This window comes from Pseudocitrobacter cyperus, from assembly GCF_039889165.1.
GTDB classification, from domain to species: domain Bacteria; phylum Pseudomonadota; class Gammaproteobacteria; order Enterobacterales; family Enterobacteriaceae; genus Pseudocitrobacter; species Pseudocitrobacter cyperus.
This window is the reverse complement of the sequence record NZ_JAYMYY010000001.1, coordinates 1,481,652-1,496,825: the sequence shown is the minus strand read 5'-3', so window position 1 is coordinate 1,496,825 and position 15,174 is coordinate 1,481,652. Positions and strand designations below refer to the sequence as shown.

14 protein-coding genes are annotated in these 15,174 nt (G+C 55.7%); 8 read left to right on the top strand and 6 right to left on the bottom strand.

Annotation, left to right across the window (positions count from 1 at the left end; translation table 11 throughout):
• Window positions 1-5: 5 nt before the first annotated feature.
• The 3 genes from VSR74_RS07340 to VSR74_RS07330 are packed head-to-tail and all read left to right on the top strand — an operon-like array spanning window position 6 to window position 2,374.
• A complete protein-coding gene (locus VSR74_RS07340; RefSeq protein ID WP_347794060.1) occupies window positions 6-1,121 on the top strand; it encodes an NADH:flavin oxidoreductase/NADH oxidase in 1,116 nt (371 codons plus the stop codon).
• Window positions 1,118-1,447 carry an NIPSNAP family protein gene (locus VSR74_RS07335; protein WP_347794059.1) on the top strand — a complete coding sequence of 110 codons (330 nt, stop codon included), beginning with the start codon at window positions 1,118-1,120 and terminating at the stop codon, window positions 1,445-1,447. The genes VSR74_RS07340 and VSR74_RS07335 overlap by 4 nt, the downstream gene beginning before the upstream one ends.
• Window positions 1,448-1,477: 30 nt before the next feature.
• Entirely contained in the window at window positions 1,478-2,374 is an 897-nt protein-coding gene (locus tag VSR74_RS07330; protein WP_347794058.1) for a helix-turn-helix domain-containing protein, read from the top strand.
• Window positions 2,375-2,488: 114 nt separating this feature from the next.
• On the opposite strand, the gene VSR74_RS07325 is transcribed toward VSR74_RS07330, so the two are convergent.
• The 5 genes from VSR74_RS07325 to VSR74_RS07305 all read right to left on the bottom strand — a co-directional run bounded on the left by VSR74_RS07325 (window position 2,489) and on the right by VSR74_RS07305 (window position 7,483).
• On the bottom strand, window positions 2,489-3,307 hold the full coding sequence (locus VSR74_RS07325) for an SDR family NAD(P)-dependent oxidoreductase (RefSeq protein WP_347794057.1): 819 nt from the start codon (window positions 3,305-3,307) through the stop codon (window positions 2,489-2,491).
• A gap of 198 nt (window positions 3,308-3,505) precedes the next feature.
• Entirely contained in the window at window positions 3,506-4,279 is a 774-nt protein-coding gene (locus tag VSR74_RS07320) for an ABC transporter ATP-binding protein (protein WP_347794056.1), read from the bottom strand.
• Window positions 4,280-4,289: 10 nt separating this feature from the next.
• A complete protein-coding gene (locus VSR74_RS07315) occupies window positions 4,290-5,252 on the bottom strand; it encodes an ABC transporter substrate-binding protein (protein ID WP_347794055.1) in 963 nt (320 codons plus the stop codon).
• A gap of 38 nt (window positions 5,253-5,290) precedes the next feature.
• On the bottom strand, window positions 5,291-6,127 hold the full coding sequence (locus tag VSR74_RS07310) for an ABC transporter permease (protein ID WP_347794054.1): 837 nt from the start codon (window positions 6,125-6,127) through the stop codon (window positions 5,291-5,293).
• A gap of 9 nt (window positions 6,128-6,136) precedes the next feature.
• Window positions 6,137-7,483, bottom strand: coding sequence for an LLM class flavin-dependent oxidoreductase (locus VSR74_RS07305; protein WP_347794053.1), 1,347 nt, complete (start codon window positions 7,481-7,483; stop codon window positions 6,137-6,139).
• Between the two features lie 384 nt (window positions 7,484-7,867).
• Between VSR74_RS07305 and VSR74_RS07300 the strand changes: the two genes are divergently transcribed.
• The gene (locus tag VSR74_RS07300; RefSeq protein ID WP_347794374.1) at window positions 7,868-9,088 is read left to right on the top strand and encodes an HD domain-containing phosphohydrolase; all 1,221 of its coding nucleotides are present in this window, start codon (window positions 7,868-7,870) and stop codon (window positions 9,086-9,088) included.
• On the opposite strand, the gene VSR74_RS07295 is transcribed toward VSR74_RS07300, so the two are convergent.
• On the bottom strand, window positions 9,085-9,918 hold the full coding sequence (locus tag VSR74_RS07295) for a DMT family transporter (RefSeq protein ID WP_347794052.1): 834 nt from the start codon (window positions 9,916-9,918) through the stop codon (window positions 9,085-9,087). The two genes, VSR74_RS07300 and VSR74_RS07295, sit on opposite strands and share 4 nt — an antisense overlap.
• Before the next feature lie 205 nt (window positions 9,919-10,123).
• Between VSR74_RS07295 and pheP the strand changes: the two genes are divergently transcribed.
• The 4 genes from pheP to VSR74_RS07275 all read left to right on the top strand — a co-directional run bounded on the left by pheP (window position 10,124) and on the right by VSR74_RS07275 (window position 15,141).
• Entirely contained in the window at window positions 10,124-11,512 is a 1,389-nt protein-coding gene (gene pheP / locus VSR74_RS07290) for a phenylalanine transporter (protein WP_347794051.1), read from the top strand.
• Window positions 11,513-11,706: 194 nt separating this feature from the next.
• Window positions 11,707-12,948, top strand: coding sequence for an MFS transporter (locus VSR74_RS07285; RefSeq protein ID WP_347794050.1), 1,242 nt, complete (start codon window positions 11,707-11,709; stop codon window positions 12,946-12,948).
• Between the two features lie 16 nt (window positions 12,949-12,964).
• Complete coding sequence (locus tag VSR74_RS07280) at window positions 12,965-13,993, top strand: sugar phosphate isomerase/epimerase family protein (RefSeq protein ID WP_347794049.1); 1,029 nt, start codon at window positions 12,965-12,967, stop codon at window positions 13,991-13,993.
• Window positions 13,990-15,141, top strand: a complete 1,152-nt coding sequence (locus VSR74_RS07275; protein WP_347794048.1) for a Gfo/Idh/MocA family protein — start codon at window positions 13,990-13,992, stop codon at window positions 15,139-15,141. Before VSR74_RS07280 ends, VSR74_RS07275 begins: the two co-directional genes overlap by 4 nt.
• The last annotated feature ends 33 nt before the right edge of the window (window positions 15,142-15,174 follow it).

Sequence of the window (15,174 nt, the reverse complement as noted above, 5' to 3'; positions counted from 1 at the left end):
ACATTATGCCAACGCTCTTTAGCCCCCTTTCTGTCGGCCCCTTAACGCTTACCAACCGCATTGTGGTGCCGCCGATGTCGCAATATTCCGCCGCCAGCGACGGCATCGTCACGCCGTGGCACGCGCAACATATTGGCGGGCTGGCCATTTCCGGTGCCGGGCTGGTCATATGCGAAGCCAATGGCGTGACGCCGGACGGGCGTATTACACCGCACTGCCTTGGATTGTGGAATGATGTCCAGTCTCAGGCGCTGAAAAAACTGCTGGCGGATATTCGTACCTACAGCGATACCCCAATCGGCGTGCAGTTAAACCATGCCGGGCGTAAAGCCGGCACCAATCCTCCCTGGCGCAATCAGGGCGCATCACTGGCTGATGATGAGGGCGGCTGGCCCACGGTCGCGCCTTCAGCCATTCCCTACAAACCCGGCTGGCGCGTGCCGCAAGAACTGGATGAGGCGGGCATGGCGCGCATTATCGCCGGTTTTGTTGCTGCCGCTCAGCGGGCGCTGGATGCCGGTGTCGATTTTATCGAACTGCATGCCGCCAACGGTTATCTGCTGAACCAGTTCTTATCCCCGCTGAGCAATCAACGCCAGGATGAATACGGCGGCAACCCGGAAAACCGCATGCGTTTTCCGCTGCGGGTGGCGAAAGCGCTGCGCGAGGCCTGGCCGAAAACGCATCTGTTGGGTGTGCGTTTTAACGGCGGCGAGTTTGCCGAAGGGGGGTTAAGGCTGGAAGAAGTGGTGCAGTTTGCCCGCGAACTTCACGCGCTGGGCTATGATTATCTTCATGTTTCCGGCGGCTACAATATCTACAACCAGACGCCGCCGGCAGATAAACCCGGTTATATGGTGCCGTTCGCGGCGGCGGTTAAAGAAGCGCTGCCGGACGCGGTGGTCATCACGGTTGGGCTGATTTATGAAGCGCAGCAGGCGCAAGCAATTGTGCAGGATGAACGCGCGGATCTGGTCGCTATCGGGCGTGGAATGCTGGATGACCCGAACTGGCCGATTCACGCGGCGATTGCGCTGGGTGAAACCGCGCCATGGCCGAAACCTTACGATCGCTTCGGGCCGTTGGGCTGGCCGACACATCAGACGCAGGAGGCCAAATGAAGACGCTACCGTTAGTCGATCATCGTATCTACACCATTCGTCTGCGGAAGATGAACGAATTTATCGAGGTGTTTGATTCGCTGGCGATGCCGATTTTGCTGGAAACGCTGGGCAACCCTCTGGGTTTTTACACAAGCTTCATCGGCCCGCAGAACCAGTTTGTCCACCTGTGGGGCTATGAAAGCCTGGCCGAGTATGAACGTCGTAGCCGCCTGCGCGATACCCATCCAGGATTTGCCGCCTATTTAAAAGCGTCGGAGCCGTTTATTGTTTCTCAGGAGACGCGGATTATCCGGGCGACGGCGTTACCGAAGAGTATGGGATAGCATCCGGCCATTGCACTTTATGGAGGCACTATGAATCTGACCAACAGTATTCCGGTCTTCAAACTCTACGGTGAAAGCCTGCACTGGCCGACGCCGGACTTGCTGCACTGTGAGTCTATTCACAGTCGCAGCAGCCTCTATGACTGGTGTATCCGCGTGCATCAGCACGCGGATCTTATCCAGCTTCTTTATGTCCACAAAGGGCAGGGCGAAATTGAGATAGAAGGGGTGACGCACACGTTTGACGATGCCTGCATTCAGATAATCCCAGCGCTTTGTGTGCATGGTTTTCGTTTTTCTCCGGGCACTGAAGGGTTCTCCCTTTCGCTGGCTGCGCCGCTGGTGGCGCAGTTTGAGCAGCAGTTTGGCCGCCCGCTACAGATCCTCAATCAGGCGATTTGCGTCCCGGTCGGCGGGTCGCGTGAGAAAATTCAGTCGCTGTTCCACACCCTACAGCAGGAGTATCAGTCTGATAATGAGGCGCGGGATATGATGATCCACTCGTTGCTCAGCGCGTTAATGGTCTGGCTGAACCGCCAGGCGCAGCCGCAGCCGGGTACCCGCGATAAAGTGGAGCGTAAACGCGCCGCCATTCATCGCTTTAATCAACTGGTGGAAAATCATTATCGTGAGCACTTCCCGGTGGCGCATTACGCCAGTGAAATTGGCATGTCCGGCGTCCACCTCAATACCTTGTGTCGCGAGTTTCACGGCTGTAGCGCGTTAAGCGTGCTGCACCAGCGTTTGCTGCTGGAAGCGAAACGCAGCCTGCTTTATACCAGCATGACGGTGAGTCAGATTTCAGACTACCTTGGCTTCAGCGATGCGACCTATTTTTCGCGCTTTTTCCGCCGGAGTACCGGGGCGTCGCCGCGTGGATTCCGCGAGAAACCCACCGCCGCGTGCGAGGTGCCTTCCCATGCGTGAATGAGAACAGGCAATGCTTTTCATGTGTGACTTTCCGTTCACTTCATGTTCGGCAAAACATAAAGTGAACGGAATTTTGCGCTTTATCCACAAACCTTAAGGCCCGTGCAGCGGTTATTTCCCGCTAAAACCGGGTCGAGGCAGCTTGCCCATCAGCATCGTCGGCAATCCACCATCGACGCCCAGCTCCGCCCCGTTGATATATCCTGATCTGTCGCTAAGCAGGAACAGCACCGCGTTGGCGATATCTTCCGGCTGACCGATGCGCTGGCTGGCGGTAAACGCTTCGCGGCTCTCACGCACGCCCGGTTGTGCGTAGTAGTCGGCGGTTAAGGCCGTTTCGATCATCCCCGGTGCGACCAGATTACTGCGAATACCGTCCATACCCCATTCCACGGCGATCTGCTGCGATAACAGACCCACTGCCGCTTTACCCGGGCTGTACGCGCCGCTCCACGGCTGCGGAATGCGCCCGGAAATGGAACCAATATGCACAATGCTCCCCCTGCCTGCATTACGCATATCGTGGGCAAATTCTCGGGCGCACAACAGATAACCGGTCAGATTGACCGCAAGCTGCGTCTCCCACTGTTCAACGCTTATTTCCGCCAGCCCCGCCGGGCGTAGAATGCCAGCGGCATTGACTAACCCGTGGCACGGCCCCAGCTTTTCCCGCACGCTTAGCGCTGCCTCTTTAATTTGCGCTTCGTTGCTGACGTCACAGGCAACCACCAGACGGCGTCCGGGGTAGGCGGTAAGGCGCTGTTTTACCGCTTCGCCGCCTTCCGGGTTGCGGTCGAGCAGGGCGACATCCGCCCCCTGTTGCGCCAGAGCGGTCGCAATGGCCTCGCCAATACCGCTGGCTGCGCCGCTAACGGCAAAGACTCGCCCGGCAAGGCCCAGCCAGTCCTGAGAATGATGTGAATTGGTCATGGGGTTCTCCCTTTTTATGGTCGTGAGTGCAGGTATCAGATGCGTGTTAATTGTTTGATGCGCGCGGGAAAAAGGGAATGGACGAACAGAAAGCAGACTGTCACTTTTCAATGCAAAAATGCATTTCGCGACCTGACGCAGTCGCGTTTGTGAGGGAGGTGTGGTGAAATCCGCCCGGCAGAATTACCGGGCGTCATCTTAGTGCAGGCCAAACTCCGCCATGAGCTGTTGGCGCAGTTCTACAAATGCTCCATCGCTGCGTTCGCGCGGGCGGGGTAGACTGACATCAATCATCCGAATCGGATTGCCCTTGATCTTCGGCAGGATCAGCACCCGATCCGCCAGGTAAATCGCCTCTTCCAGATCGTGCGTCACCAGTACCATGGTGATATTTTCCGTTGCCCGTATGCGTTCCAGCTCCTCCTGCATAGTGATTTTAGTCATCGCATCCAGCGCGCCAAGCGGTTCGTCCAGCAGCAGAATTTCCGGGTCGATAGCCAGCGCCCTGGCGATGCCGACGCGCTGCGCCATGCCGCCGGAAAGCTGACCGGGGAGGGCGTTTTCGTACTGACTCAGCCCTACCAGGTCAATCGACTGTTTTGCCCGCGCACGCGCCTGTGTTTTTGACGCGCCCTGGACATCGAGGCTGAAGCTGACATTATCAAGCACCGACAGCCAGGGCAGCAGGCGCGGCTCCTGGAAAATCACCGCCCGCTCGCGGCTCATTCCCTGCACGGCGCGCCCGTCAATCACCACCTCTCCGGCGTCGGGCTGCTCCAGCCCGGCGAGAATGCGCAAGAGAGTGGTCTTGCCACAGCCGCTTGGCCCAACGATAGCCAGGCTTTGCCCGCTTTCGATATGCAGATTCAAATCGCGAAATACATCGAACGGTTGACCGTCGAGGGTGAACGCTTTATGCAGGCGGCGGATAGCGATATCGCCGCGTGATAAATCCGTATGATGTGTCGTCATGGCGAACTCCTCAGACTTTTAACAGAATATCGCGGGTTTTAAGCTGATCTTTTTGCAGCACGCCATCGCGCTGGAGAATTTCCAGCCAGAACTGAACGTCATGATCTTCCGCCAGCCCGCCTTTACGCACGCCATAACCGGTAAAGTATTTCGCCAGTTCCGGATTTTCCCCGCGCTCCTGCAGCTTTTTCGCCAGTATTTCCCGCGTTTTTTCCGGATTCTCGCGGGCGAAATCGAGCGCTCGCGCCGATTGCAGCACGAAGTCACGCGCCGCCTGAGGGTGCGCTTTGACGAAATCTGCGCGCAGTACCGTAAAGCCCCCGGCGATTGGGCCCAGCACCTCTGTATCATTGAGGATTGGCCGCAGGCCGCCATGGCTGCGAGCCACGCCTTCAAAGGTGGTTTGCCAGTAACCGAACGCGGCGACATCCACCTGGCCCGAGCGCAGGGTTTGTTCAAGCTGCGGCCCCGGTACAGCCACCAGACGGGCGGCTTTTTCCGGCAGTCCGGCCTGATGCAGCGCTTCGCGTACCGTGTAGTCGAGATGTGCGCCTAATGTGTTGATGGCAATGCTTTTACCTACCAAATCTTTTACCGATTTAATCGGGCTATCTTCCCGAACGTAGAAAATCGATTTGGTGGTGTTATCAATGCCGTTGGTCGGGTAAGCCGCGACAAACTCATTTCCCCCGGCGATGGAGTTAATCACCGCAGGGGTGGCGGCGGAGCCGATATCAATGCTGCCGGAAGCCAGGGCGAAGAGCGATTCCGGCCCGCCGCTGGCATAACCTGCGCTTTTAAAGGTGATACCGGTGCCTTTGAAATAACCCAGCGCATCGGCCAGTTCATGGGCGGAAATACCGCCATGGCTGGTCATATAGCGCATCGTCACGGCATCCTGAGCCTGCGCCGCGGATGACGCGCCAAAGAGCATCAGTGTGGTTGCCCAAAAAAGAGGAAGTATTTTTTTCATTATCAGATCCTGTATGCGATGGATTTTAAGGTGTTGGTTTACTGATCGCGCGGGTTCCAGCGACACAGGCGGCGTTGCAGGAAAACCAGAATTGAGTTGGCGAGCAGCCCGGCCAGCGCAAGCAGGAAAATGGCTGCAAACATCAGCGGGATCTGGAAGTTGTACTGGGCGTTCATCACCTGGAAGCCGATTCCGCGATTGGCGCCAATCATTTCAGCCGCAATCAACAGCAGTAGCGCGGTGGTGGCTGACAAACGCAGGCCGACGAAAATGCCGGGAATAGAGGCGGGAACAATAACCCGACGGAACAGGGTCAGTTCGCTCGCGCCGAAGGTTCGCGCCATCTCCAGCAGTTTGCCGTCGACCTGTTTGACGCCGCTGATGGTCGACAGCAGCACCGGGAAGAGCGCCGCCCAGAAGATCACAAACACTTTTGACGTTTCCCCCAGGCCAAACAGCAGGATAAACACCGGGTAAAGCGCAAGTGCAGAGGTCTGGCGGAACAGTTGTAGGATCGGATCCAGCGCGCGTTCAATCGGGCGGATCTGCCCCATAAACAGGCCGAGCGGAATGCCGATAATCACCGCCGAGAAAAAGGCGAGCCCGGCGCGTTGCAGGCTGATGGCGATATCGCCCAGCAGCGCGCCTGAATGCACTGCATTCCAGAGTGCCAGCACCACTTTATCCAGCGGCGGGATCACCGCCGGGTTCAGCCAGCCGACGTGGCTTGCCACCTGCCAGCCCGCGAAGAAAAAGATTAACAGTCCGTAGCGTGCGAAAAAGCTGAGGCTGCGTTTCGACCACTGGCTTGTTACCCGGGTAACGGCGCGGGGGCGTGAAACGCGAGCCTGGGCGGATGGATATAACATGCTCATGTTGACTCCTCAGGCGACTTTAGCGCGGTGAAGGGCGGTATGGCGGTTTTCGGCAAACGGCAGACCAAGGTTTTCTCGCAGGGTGCGGCCTTCATAGGCGGTGCGGAACAGCCCACGTTGCTGAAGAATAGGCAGCACCAGTTCGATAAAGTCGTCCAGCCCGCCCGGCAGCCACGGCGGCAGAATATTAAAGCCGTCGGCGGCGTCGTTTTCGAACCAGGTCTGGAGCGTATCAGCCACCTGCTCCGCGCTGCCGACAATCGTAAAATGACCGCGCGCGGTTGCCACCCACTGATAGAGTTCACGAATGGTGAAGTTGTTTTCATCGGCTATCTGGCGGATCAATTCCGGGCGTGATTTCATCCCTTCAGTGACCGGCAGGGGCGGCAGTGGCCCATCGGGATCGTATTCCGCCAGATTGATAGCGCCTCCGGCCAACCCGTTCAACAATGCGATACCGTCGGACTCGACAATCAGCGAGGTTATCTGGCGGTATTTTTCCTGCGCTTCTTCTTCCGTGCGCCCGACAAACGGCGCGACGCCAGGCATAATTAATACGTGGTCAGGGTTACGGCCGACCGCTTTGGCTCGCGATTTAATATCACGGTAAAACGCCTGCGCGGTGTGCAGATGCTGATGCGAGGTGAAAATCACCTCTGCGGTGGCGGCCGCCAATGCGCGGCCGCTTTCCGATTGCCCGGCCTGGACAATCACTGGCTGCCCCTGCGGCGAGCGAGGCACATTCAGCGGCCCCTTCACTTTGAAAAATTTGCCCCGATGATGCGTGGCATGAACTTTCGCCGCATCGAAGAACACGCCCGAGGTTTTATCACGCACAAAAGCGTCATCTTCGAAGCTGTCCCACAACTTTTTCACCACATCGACGTGCTCAGCCGCACGTTGGTAGCGATATTCATGAGGATGTTGCGTATCAAGATTAAAGTTGTGCGCGGCGGCGTCGGTTGCGGTAGTCACGACGTTCCAGCCTGCGCGGCCGCCGGAGATCAAGTCCAGCGAGGCGAATTTGCGCGCCAGATTATAGGGCTCTTCATAAGTGGTGGACGCTGTGGCGATAAAACCGATGTTTTTGGTGAGCGGGGCGAGGGCGCTGAACAGGGTTAAGGGTTCAAAGCCAGCGACTTTCGCGCTGCCACCCTCGGTTCCGCCCGCCGCCGGAGCGGCCAGGCCGTCGGCCAGAAAATAGGCGTCAAACAATCCGCGTTCGGCGGTTTGCGCCAGTTGCTTGTGAAACTCAAAACTGGTTGCGCCGTCTGCTGGTTGGTGTGGATGACGCCAGGCGGCGATATGTTGCCCACCGCCGGGTAGAAAAGCGCCGAGCTTTATCTGTTTAGTCATTTTCTTACCTCCTGATGGAATGCGGGATGTTCCGCCTTGAGGCCAGAATAGCGAGGGCGTTCAGGCAATCTGAAATAACAATTTCTGAATAGATTATCTGTTTTTCAGGAATGCCTCGTGAATGTGCCGGGGTTGTCATTTACTGATGGCAGTTTTGTATTAATTGTTACGATAATTTTGCCTGTTATCGGATAGTGACGTCGATTATTTAGTTTTACCAATAGTTAAGCCATTTTTAATTCGTTAAAACGTAGAACCAGCCTTGTGCAACAGGTTAAAATTTTTTAAAAGCACATCCTTGTTTTCAAATTGCAGGCCCGTAAATACATCTCCGGTGCAGGCGATGTATTATTGAAGAAAGTGAAAAAAAAACAGAGCCGTATCATGGATATATCCCTGCAATTATCAATAAAATTTATAAACGAGTTAATAAAAATTGTCTCTCCTGAGTTGGTTAAACATATGGAGAGAACGGCCATTGTGGCGATGGAGCTCTGCGATTACCTTGAGCTAACAAAAGAACAGAAAAAAAATGTCTATGTTGCTGCGCTGCTGCACGATATTGGCGAGCTGATTGATATTCGCAGTCGTGATGGTGATGATTTTCATTCCAATAACGAACTGCATCAGCGCTATACCTATAACATGTTGGATGGCCTGGATATTTTCGAAAAAACTAAAGCTATCGCCTATACGCGGTGGGCGGGTCACGAGGCGTATTTTGCGCAGGAAAAAACCATCCTCGCGTTCTGTGATTGTTTTGAACATGATCTGCGGTTATATCCTGAAAACCTCGCATCCTGCAGCGATGATATCTGTGCCGGGTTTGCCGAGCGCTACAGCCATTTTCCGCCTGAGTTTTATGCTTTTTTGCGCACCGTCAGCCAGCGGGAGTATTTCTGGTTTCGTCTGCAAACCGATAATATTCCACGGGTCGTGAATGTTATTTCACCAATCAAAGTCATTCACCTGGATATAGACGACTTTCTGCAAATCTGTACGTTAATTGCCCGTATCGTCGATACTCACAGCGGATTTACCGCGGCGCATAGTATGACCGTTGGTCTGGTGGCGAGAGAACTGGCTTATTACAGCGGAATGACTTTCCACGACAGGCAGAGAATTGAAATTGCCGGTTATCTTCATGATATCGGTAAGCTGTATGTCCCCATTAATATACTGGAGAAAAAAGGGGCGCTGTCGCGCACGGAGTACAGCATGTTGAAAGAGCACAGCTATAAAACGGCGGAAATTCTCAGCGTTGTTGCCGAATTAGGCGACATTGCCGCATGGGCGGCGAATCACCACGAACGGCTTGATGGTTCAGGTTATCCTTATCATCTGAATCGTATTTATCTTGATATACCAAGCCGTATTGTGGCTGTGGCGGATTTCTTCACCGCGCTGACGGAAGTACGCCCTTATCGCGACCCGCTGAGCATTCAGGATGCGCTGGAGATTATGGATAAAGCCGTGGATGACGGTTCAATTGATGGTGAAATTGTGGCACTGCTTCATCAGCACCATGAGGCGTTTTATCGCATTGTTAATCAGGCTCGTGAGGTGGGGCAGGCCGTGCTGCGGGATGTTGCCTTCGTCTCTTAACGGCGAATGCTGCGATCCGCATAGATCACCAGCCCAATCCCGGAAAGCGTAACCGCGATGGCGAATAGCATTCTGCCGCTCAGCGCTTCTCCCAGAAATAGCAATCCGCCCAGCGCGGCAAGGCAGGGGACGCTAAGCTGCAAGGTGCTTGCTGTCGCCGGGCTCAGCTTCGGCAGCAGGGAGTACCAGAGCAGATACGCAGCGCCGGAGGCCAGTGCGCCAGAGACCCCGGCAAGCACTACGCCCGTGACATCCATCTGGCTCTGTTGCCCGCTCAGCAGGTATACGACAAGGGCGATAGGCACCGCGAGTATGAAATTGCCTGCCGTGGCGGCGGTGGCATCGCGAACCTTTTTTCCGGTGATGCAGTAAGCCCCCCATGCGGCGCCGGAGATAATCATCATCAGCGCGGCGCTGAAGGGCGGGTGCGTGGCGCCGGGTAGCAGCAGTAACACCAGACCGGCCATCGCCGCGACAATCCCCACTATTTTCAGCGTAGTGGGGCGCTCACCGCGTAAAAAGCCCCATCCGGTCATTACCAGTTGCACTGTACCGAACAGCAACAGAGCGCCCATTGCCGCCCCCATAGAGACATAAGCGATAGAAAAGGCAAAAACATAAAGAGAGAGCAGGCCCGCATTGAGCCAGTTAAATTCTGGCCGCTTTCTTATTGCGGGAAGTTGCAGCAGCAGGAAGAGAGCCGCCGCGCCGCTTAACAGGCGCACACTGCTGAAGGTGATGGCATCCATATGCAGCCCTTTGAGAGCCAGACGGCAGAGCAGAGAGTTCGCGGCAAAGGCGACCATCGCCAGAATAATTTTCAACAGCACCGTAATTCTCCACTTTGGATGAGCGCTCCATTTTACAGGTGGCGTCGCGCGTGTCATGACTATTCACTCTTTTTATGCCCAGAGGCGCGCAAATTCAGGCTTCGCGGGGTGTTTTAATAATTACCATTCTGAATGTATTGCCTTGCGACAACTGCGGCTAAGTGTTAAAAGATGCGCCTTCATAAAAAAGCTACAGGGGTTTGACGTGAAAGACACGTCCTCAGCATCCGCTCGTGTTCAGGATGCTTCGTCGGAACAGACACCGACGCTGCAACGCGGCTTACAAAACCGTCATATTCAACTTATTGCGCTTGGCGGCGCGATTGGCACCGGTCTGTTTCTCGGCATTGGCCCGGCGATTCAGATGGCGGGCCCGGCGGTGCTGCTGGGCTACGGCGTGGCGGGGATCATCGCGTTTTTGATCATGCGCCAGCTTGGTGAAATGGTGGTGGAAGAGCCCGTATCCGGCTCTTTCGCCCACTTTGCTTATAAGTACTGGGGGCCGTTTGCTGGCTTCCTTTCCGGCTGGAACTACTGGGTGATGTTTGTGCTGGTGGGGATGGCGGAGCTGACGGCGGCAGGCATCTACATGCAGTACTGGCTTCCTGATGTTCCTACCTGGATCTGGGCGGCGGGCTTCTTTGTGCTGATAAATGCCGTTAACCTTGTGAACGTGCGTCTGTATGGCGAAACGGAGTTCTGGTTCGCGCTGATTAAGGTACTGGCGATTATTGGCATGATTGGTTTTGGCCTGTGGATGCTGTTTACTGACCACGGTGGCGAGCACGCCAGCATCGATAACCTGTGGCGCTACAATGGCTTCTTTGCCACCGGCTGGAATGGGCTGATTACCTCGCTTGCGGTGATCATGTTCTCCTTCGGCGGGCTGGAACTTATTGGTATTACTGCCGCGGAAGCACGCGATCCGGAAAAAACCATTCCGAAAGCGGTAAACCAGGTGGTGTATCGTATTCTGCTGTTTTACATCGGTTCGCTGGTGGTTCTGCTGGCGCTCTACCCGTGGGTGGAGATCAAATCTGACAGCAGCCCGTTTGTGATGATTTTCCATAATCTTGACAGCAATATCGTGGCATCAGCGCTGAACTTCGTCATTCTGGTGGCTTCTCTCTCGGTCTATAACAGCGGGGTTTACTCCAACAGCCGCATGCTGTTTGGTCTTTCCGTGCAGGGTAATGCGCCGAAATTCCTCACTAAAGTGAGCCGTCGCGGAGTACCGGTTAATTCTCTGATGCTCTCCGGGGCGATCACCTCGCTGGTCGTGCTGGTGAACTACCTGCTGCCGAAAGAGGCTTTTGGCCTGCTGATGGCGCTGGTTGTGGCGACACTGTTGTTGAACTGGGTGATGATTTGCATGGCGCATCTCAAATTCCGCGCGGCGATGCGCCGCAAAGGGCGTGAGCCGAAGTTTAAAGCCTTGCTGTCGCCTGCCAGTAACTATATCTGCATCGCGTTCCTGCTGATGATCCTCGGTCTGATGTGCACCATGGACGGCATGCGTCTGTCAGCGATTCTGCTGCCGGTGTGGGTACTGTTCCTGTTTATCGCCTTTAAGACGCTGCGCCGTAAGGCGTAACGGCGATTGCCCTTACCGGGTCTCCAGCGGGGAACATGTCCTCGCTGGAGACGAAACCGACTCAAAATCTCCCCCCGCTTATTTATCGTGACTCATCTCTCAGATCGCAATTAAGATCCGCGATCTTCTTTTTGTAATCGATTACTTTCTATTTAATGTTAAATGTAATCGATTACTTTTCGAGGGTGGCAAACATGGTGTCAACAACCGAAAGCAGTAATGGCGTCGTAACCAGGCACCGCATGCTGGTTCCGCGTCTGTCGTTAATGATGTTTATGCAATTCTTTATCTGGGGCAGTTGGTCGGTGACGCTGGGGCTGGTAATGAGCCAGCACAACATGTCGTTGTTGATTGGCGATGCGTTTTCCGCAGGCCCCATTGCCTCGATTCTCTCGCCCTTTGTGCTCGGCATGTTGGTGGATCGCTTTTTTGCTTCGCAGAAGGTCATGGCGGTCATGCACCTGCTGGGGGCGGTGATTCTGTGGTTTGTACCGCAGGCGCTGGTGGCGCAAAACGGTACGCTGCTGATTGCGCTGCTGTTCGGCTACACGCTCTGCTATATGCCGACGCTGGCGCTCACCAATAATATCGCCTTTCATAGCCTGACGAATGTCGACAAAACCTTCCCGGTGGTGCGCGTATTCGGCACCATCGGCTGGATCGTCGCGGGGATTTTTATCGGTGTGACGGGCATTTCTGATACCACCGGTATTTTCACGCTTGCGGCCCTCTGTTCCGTCGCGCTGGCGCTCTACAGCCTGACGCTGCCGCATACGCCAGCCCCCGCAAAAGGGTTGCCGGTGAAACTGCGCGATCTCTTCTGCGCGGATGCCTTTGCCCTGCTGAAAACGCGTCACTTCCTGGTGTTTGCCATTTGCGCGACGCTCATCTCGATTCCGCTCGGCACCTATTACGCATACACCGCGTCATACCTGGCGGATGCGGGCGTCGGCGACGTCAGCACGGCGATGTCATTTGGTCAGATGTCGGAAATTGTTTTTATGCTGGTGATCCCACTGCTTTTCCGCCGCCTTGGGGTCAAGTACATGCTGCTGATAGGCATGCTGGCGTGGTTTGTGCGCTATGCCTTCTTTGCGCTGGGGGTCAGTGAAGAGGGGCGCTTCCTGCTCTATCTGGGCATTCTGCTGCACGGTGTGTGTTATGACTTTTTCTTCGTGGTGGGCTTTATCTACACCGACCGTGTGGCGGGCGACAAGGTGAAAGGGCAGGCGCAGAGTATGGTGGTGATGTTCACTTATGGTATCGGTATGCTGTTGGGTTCACAGATTTCCGGCGCGCTCTACAACCGTCTGGTCGCCGGGCATGACGTACCGCAGGCCTGGGTGACTTTTTGGTGGATCCCCGCGGTGGCGGCTGCGGCGATTGCTCTGATTTTCCTCTTCTCGTTTAAGTATGACGATAAATCGCAGGCGTAGTGTTTAAGGAGGTGGTATGCAACAAATTAAAGGGCCGGGGATTTTTCTCTCCCAGTTTATTGCGGGCGATGCGCCTTTTAATACGCTCGATGGCCTGGCGGAGTGGGCGGCCGGGCTGGACTATCAGGCGTTGCAAATTCCCTGTAATCACCCGGCAATTTTTGACCTGGAGCAGGCGGCGGTCAGCCAGACGTATTGTGACGATATTCGGGGCAGGCTGGCGGAAAAGGGGCTGGTGATAAGCGAACTCTCGACCCATCTTGAAGGTCAACTGGTGGCGGTGCATCCGGCCTATGACGATGCGTTTGATCACTTTGCCCCCGTCGCGCTGCGCGGCAAACCGCAGGCGCGTCAGCAGTGGGCAGTGGAGACGGTAAAAAAGGCCGCTCAGGCATCCGCGCGGCTGGGGTTAACCGCGCATGCGACATTCTCCGGCGCGCTGGCGTGGCCCTATTTTTACCCCTGGCCGCCGCATAATGCTGGCTTGTTACAGGAAGCCTTTGCGGAACTGGCACACCGCTGGCGACCCATTCTCGATGTGTTCGATGAGCACGGGATTAACCTGTGCTATGAGATCCACCCCGGCGAAGATCTCCACGATGGGCTCACCTTCGAGCGTTTTCTGGAGGGCGTTGGCAACCACCCGCGCTGCCATATGCTGTACGATCCCAGCCACTTGCATCTGCAACATATTGATTATCTGGCGTGGATAGATATTTACCATTCACGCATAAAAGCTTTCCACGTCAAGGACGCGGAGTTTGAACGCAACGGGCGCTCCGGCGTTTATGGCGGTTATCAGAACTGGCTGACGCGTGCCGGGCGTTTTCGTTCGCCAGGAGACGGGCAAATCGATTTCAAGGGGATTTTCAGTAAGCTAACCCAGTATGACTATGATGGCTGGGCGGTGCTGGAGTGGGAGTGCTGTTTGAAATCCGCTGAGGCGGGCGCGCGTGAGGGAAGCGAATTTATTCGTCGCCACATCATCCCGGTCGCCACGCGATCGTTTGATGATTTCGCGGCAGGGAGTGAGGGAGCAAAATGATTCAGGTAGGGATTATCGGCTCCGGGTTTATTGGCCCGGCGCATCTGGAAGCGCTGCGCCGCCTCGGCAATGTGCAGGTAGTGGCGCTGTGCGATAGCAGCCTGGCGCATGCGCAGAGCAAGGCGCGTGAACTGAATATTCCGCATGCTTATGGCGATGTGGCGGCATTTCTCGCCCATCCGGGGTTGCAGGTGGTGCATAACTGCACGCCAAATCACCTTCATGCGCAGATTAACCGGCAGATCCTCGCTGCCGGGAAGCATATCTTTTCTGAAAAACCGCTGTGTCTGAGCCCGGATGAGGCGCGGGAACTGGTCGATATGGCCGATGCGGCAGGGGTGGTACATGGTGTGAGTTTTGTTTACCGCCAGTTTGCGATGGTGCAGCAGGCCGCAAGCATGCAGCGCAACGGCGAGACCGGTCGGCTGTTCTCGGTTTACGGTAGCTATTTACAGGACTGGATGCTTAACGAGAGTGATTTTAACTGGCGTGTGGATGCAGAGCAGGGCGGAGCTTCGCGGGCGATGGCGGATATCGGTTCCCACTGGTGTGATACGGTGCAGTTCGTCACCGGCAAACGTATTGTGGAGGTGATGGCCGATCTCGCTATTGTCTGGCCGACGCGTAAAGCCAGCGTTGCGGGGGCTGCAACCTTTAGTAATAACCTTCCGCAGGCGCAGGATGTTGATTATCCCGTCACCACGGAAGATGCCGGTTCGGTACTTATCCGCTTCGAGGATGGCAGCAAAGGGTGCTTCAGCGTTTCGCAGGTGAGCGCGGGGCGTAAAAATCGCCTCAGCTTTGAACTGAACGGCAGCCTGAGTTCTCTTGCGTGGGATCAGGAGACGCCGCAGCAGTTATGGATCGGTAGACGTGATGGAGCGAATCAGTTGCTCAGTGATGATCCTGGACTGCTGAACCGTGATATCGCCGACAGCGCCCACTTCCCCGGCGGTCACATCGAAGGCTGGCCGGACGCGTTTAAAAATATGATGCGCCATTTCTATCGCGCCGTTGAGCAGGGCACTATGCCGCCCGCCGACACCCGGCGTTTTGCTTCTTTTCACGATGGCGCAAATGTGATGTATATCATTGACGCTATTATGAAAAGCCATCAGCAACAGCGTTGGGTTCGTGTGGCCGATTAAGCGTTAGCCCGGTACGCCGGGCGGCGTTTTTGT

Bases quoted from the DNA above. Each gene is read 5' to 3' on its own strand.
- VSR74_RS07275 (WP_347794048.1), top strand. From the start codon at position 13,990: ATGATTCAGGTAGGGATTATCGGCTCCGGGTTTATTGGCCCGGCGCAT.
- VSR74_RS07305 (WP_347794053.1), bottom strand. From the start codon at position 7,483: ATGACTAAACAGATAAAGCTCGGCGCTTTTCTACCCGGCGGTGGGCAA.
- VSR74_RS07300 (WP_347794374.1), top strand. From the start codon at position 7,868: ATGGATATATCCCTGCAATTATCAATAAAATTTATAAACGAGTTAATA.
- VSR74_RS07310 (WP_347794054.1), bottom strand. From the start codon at position 6,127: ATGAGCATGTTATATCCATCCGCCCAGGCTCGCGTTTCACGCCCCCGC.
- VSR74_RS07335 (WP_347794059.1), top strand. From the start codon at position 1,118: ATGAAGACGCTACCGTTAGTCGATCATCGTATCTACACCATTCGTCTG.
- VSR74_RS07325 (WP_347794057.1), bottom strand. From the start codon at position 3,307: ATGACCAATTCACATCATTCTCAGGACTGGCTGGGCCTTGCCGGGCGA.
- VSR74_RS07320 (WP_347794056.1), bottom strand. From the start codon at position 4,279: ATGACGACACATCATACGGATTTATCACGCGGCGATATCGCTATCCGC.
- VSR74_RS07330 (WP_347794058.1), top strand. From the start codon at position 1,478: ATGAATCTGACCAACAGTATTCCGGTCTTCAAACTCTACGGTGAAAGC.
- VSR74_RS07340 (WP_347794060.1), top strand. From the start codon at position 6: ATGCCAACGCTCTTTAGCCCCCTTTCTGTCGGCCCCTTAACGCTTACC.
- VSR74_RS07285 (WP_347794050.1), top strand. From the start codon at position 11,707: ATGGTGTCAACAACCGAAAGCAGTAATGGCGTCGTAACCAGGCACCGC.
- VSR74_RS07315 (WP_347794055.1), bottom strand. From the start codon at position 5,252: ATGAAAAAAATACTTCCTCTTTTTTGGGCAACCACACTGATGCTCTTT.
- VSR74_RS07280 (WP_347794049.1), top strand. From the start codon at position 12,965: ATGCAACAAATTAAAGGGCCGGGGATTTTTCTCTCCCAGTTTATTGCG.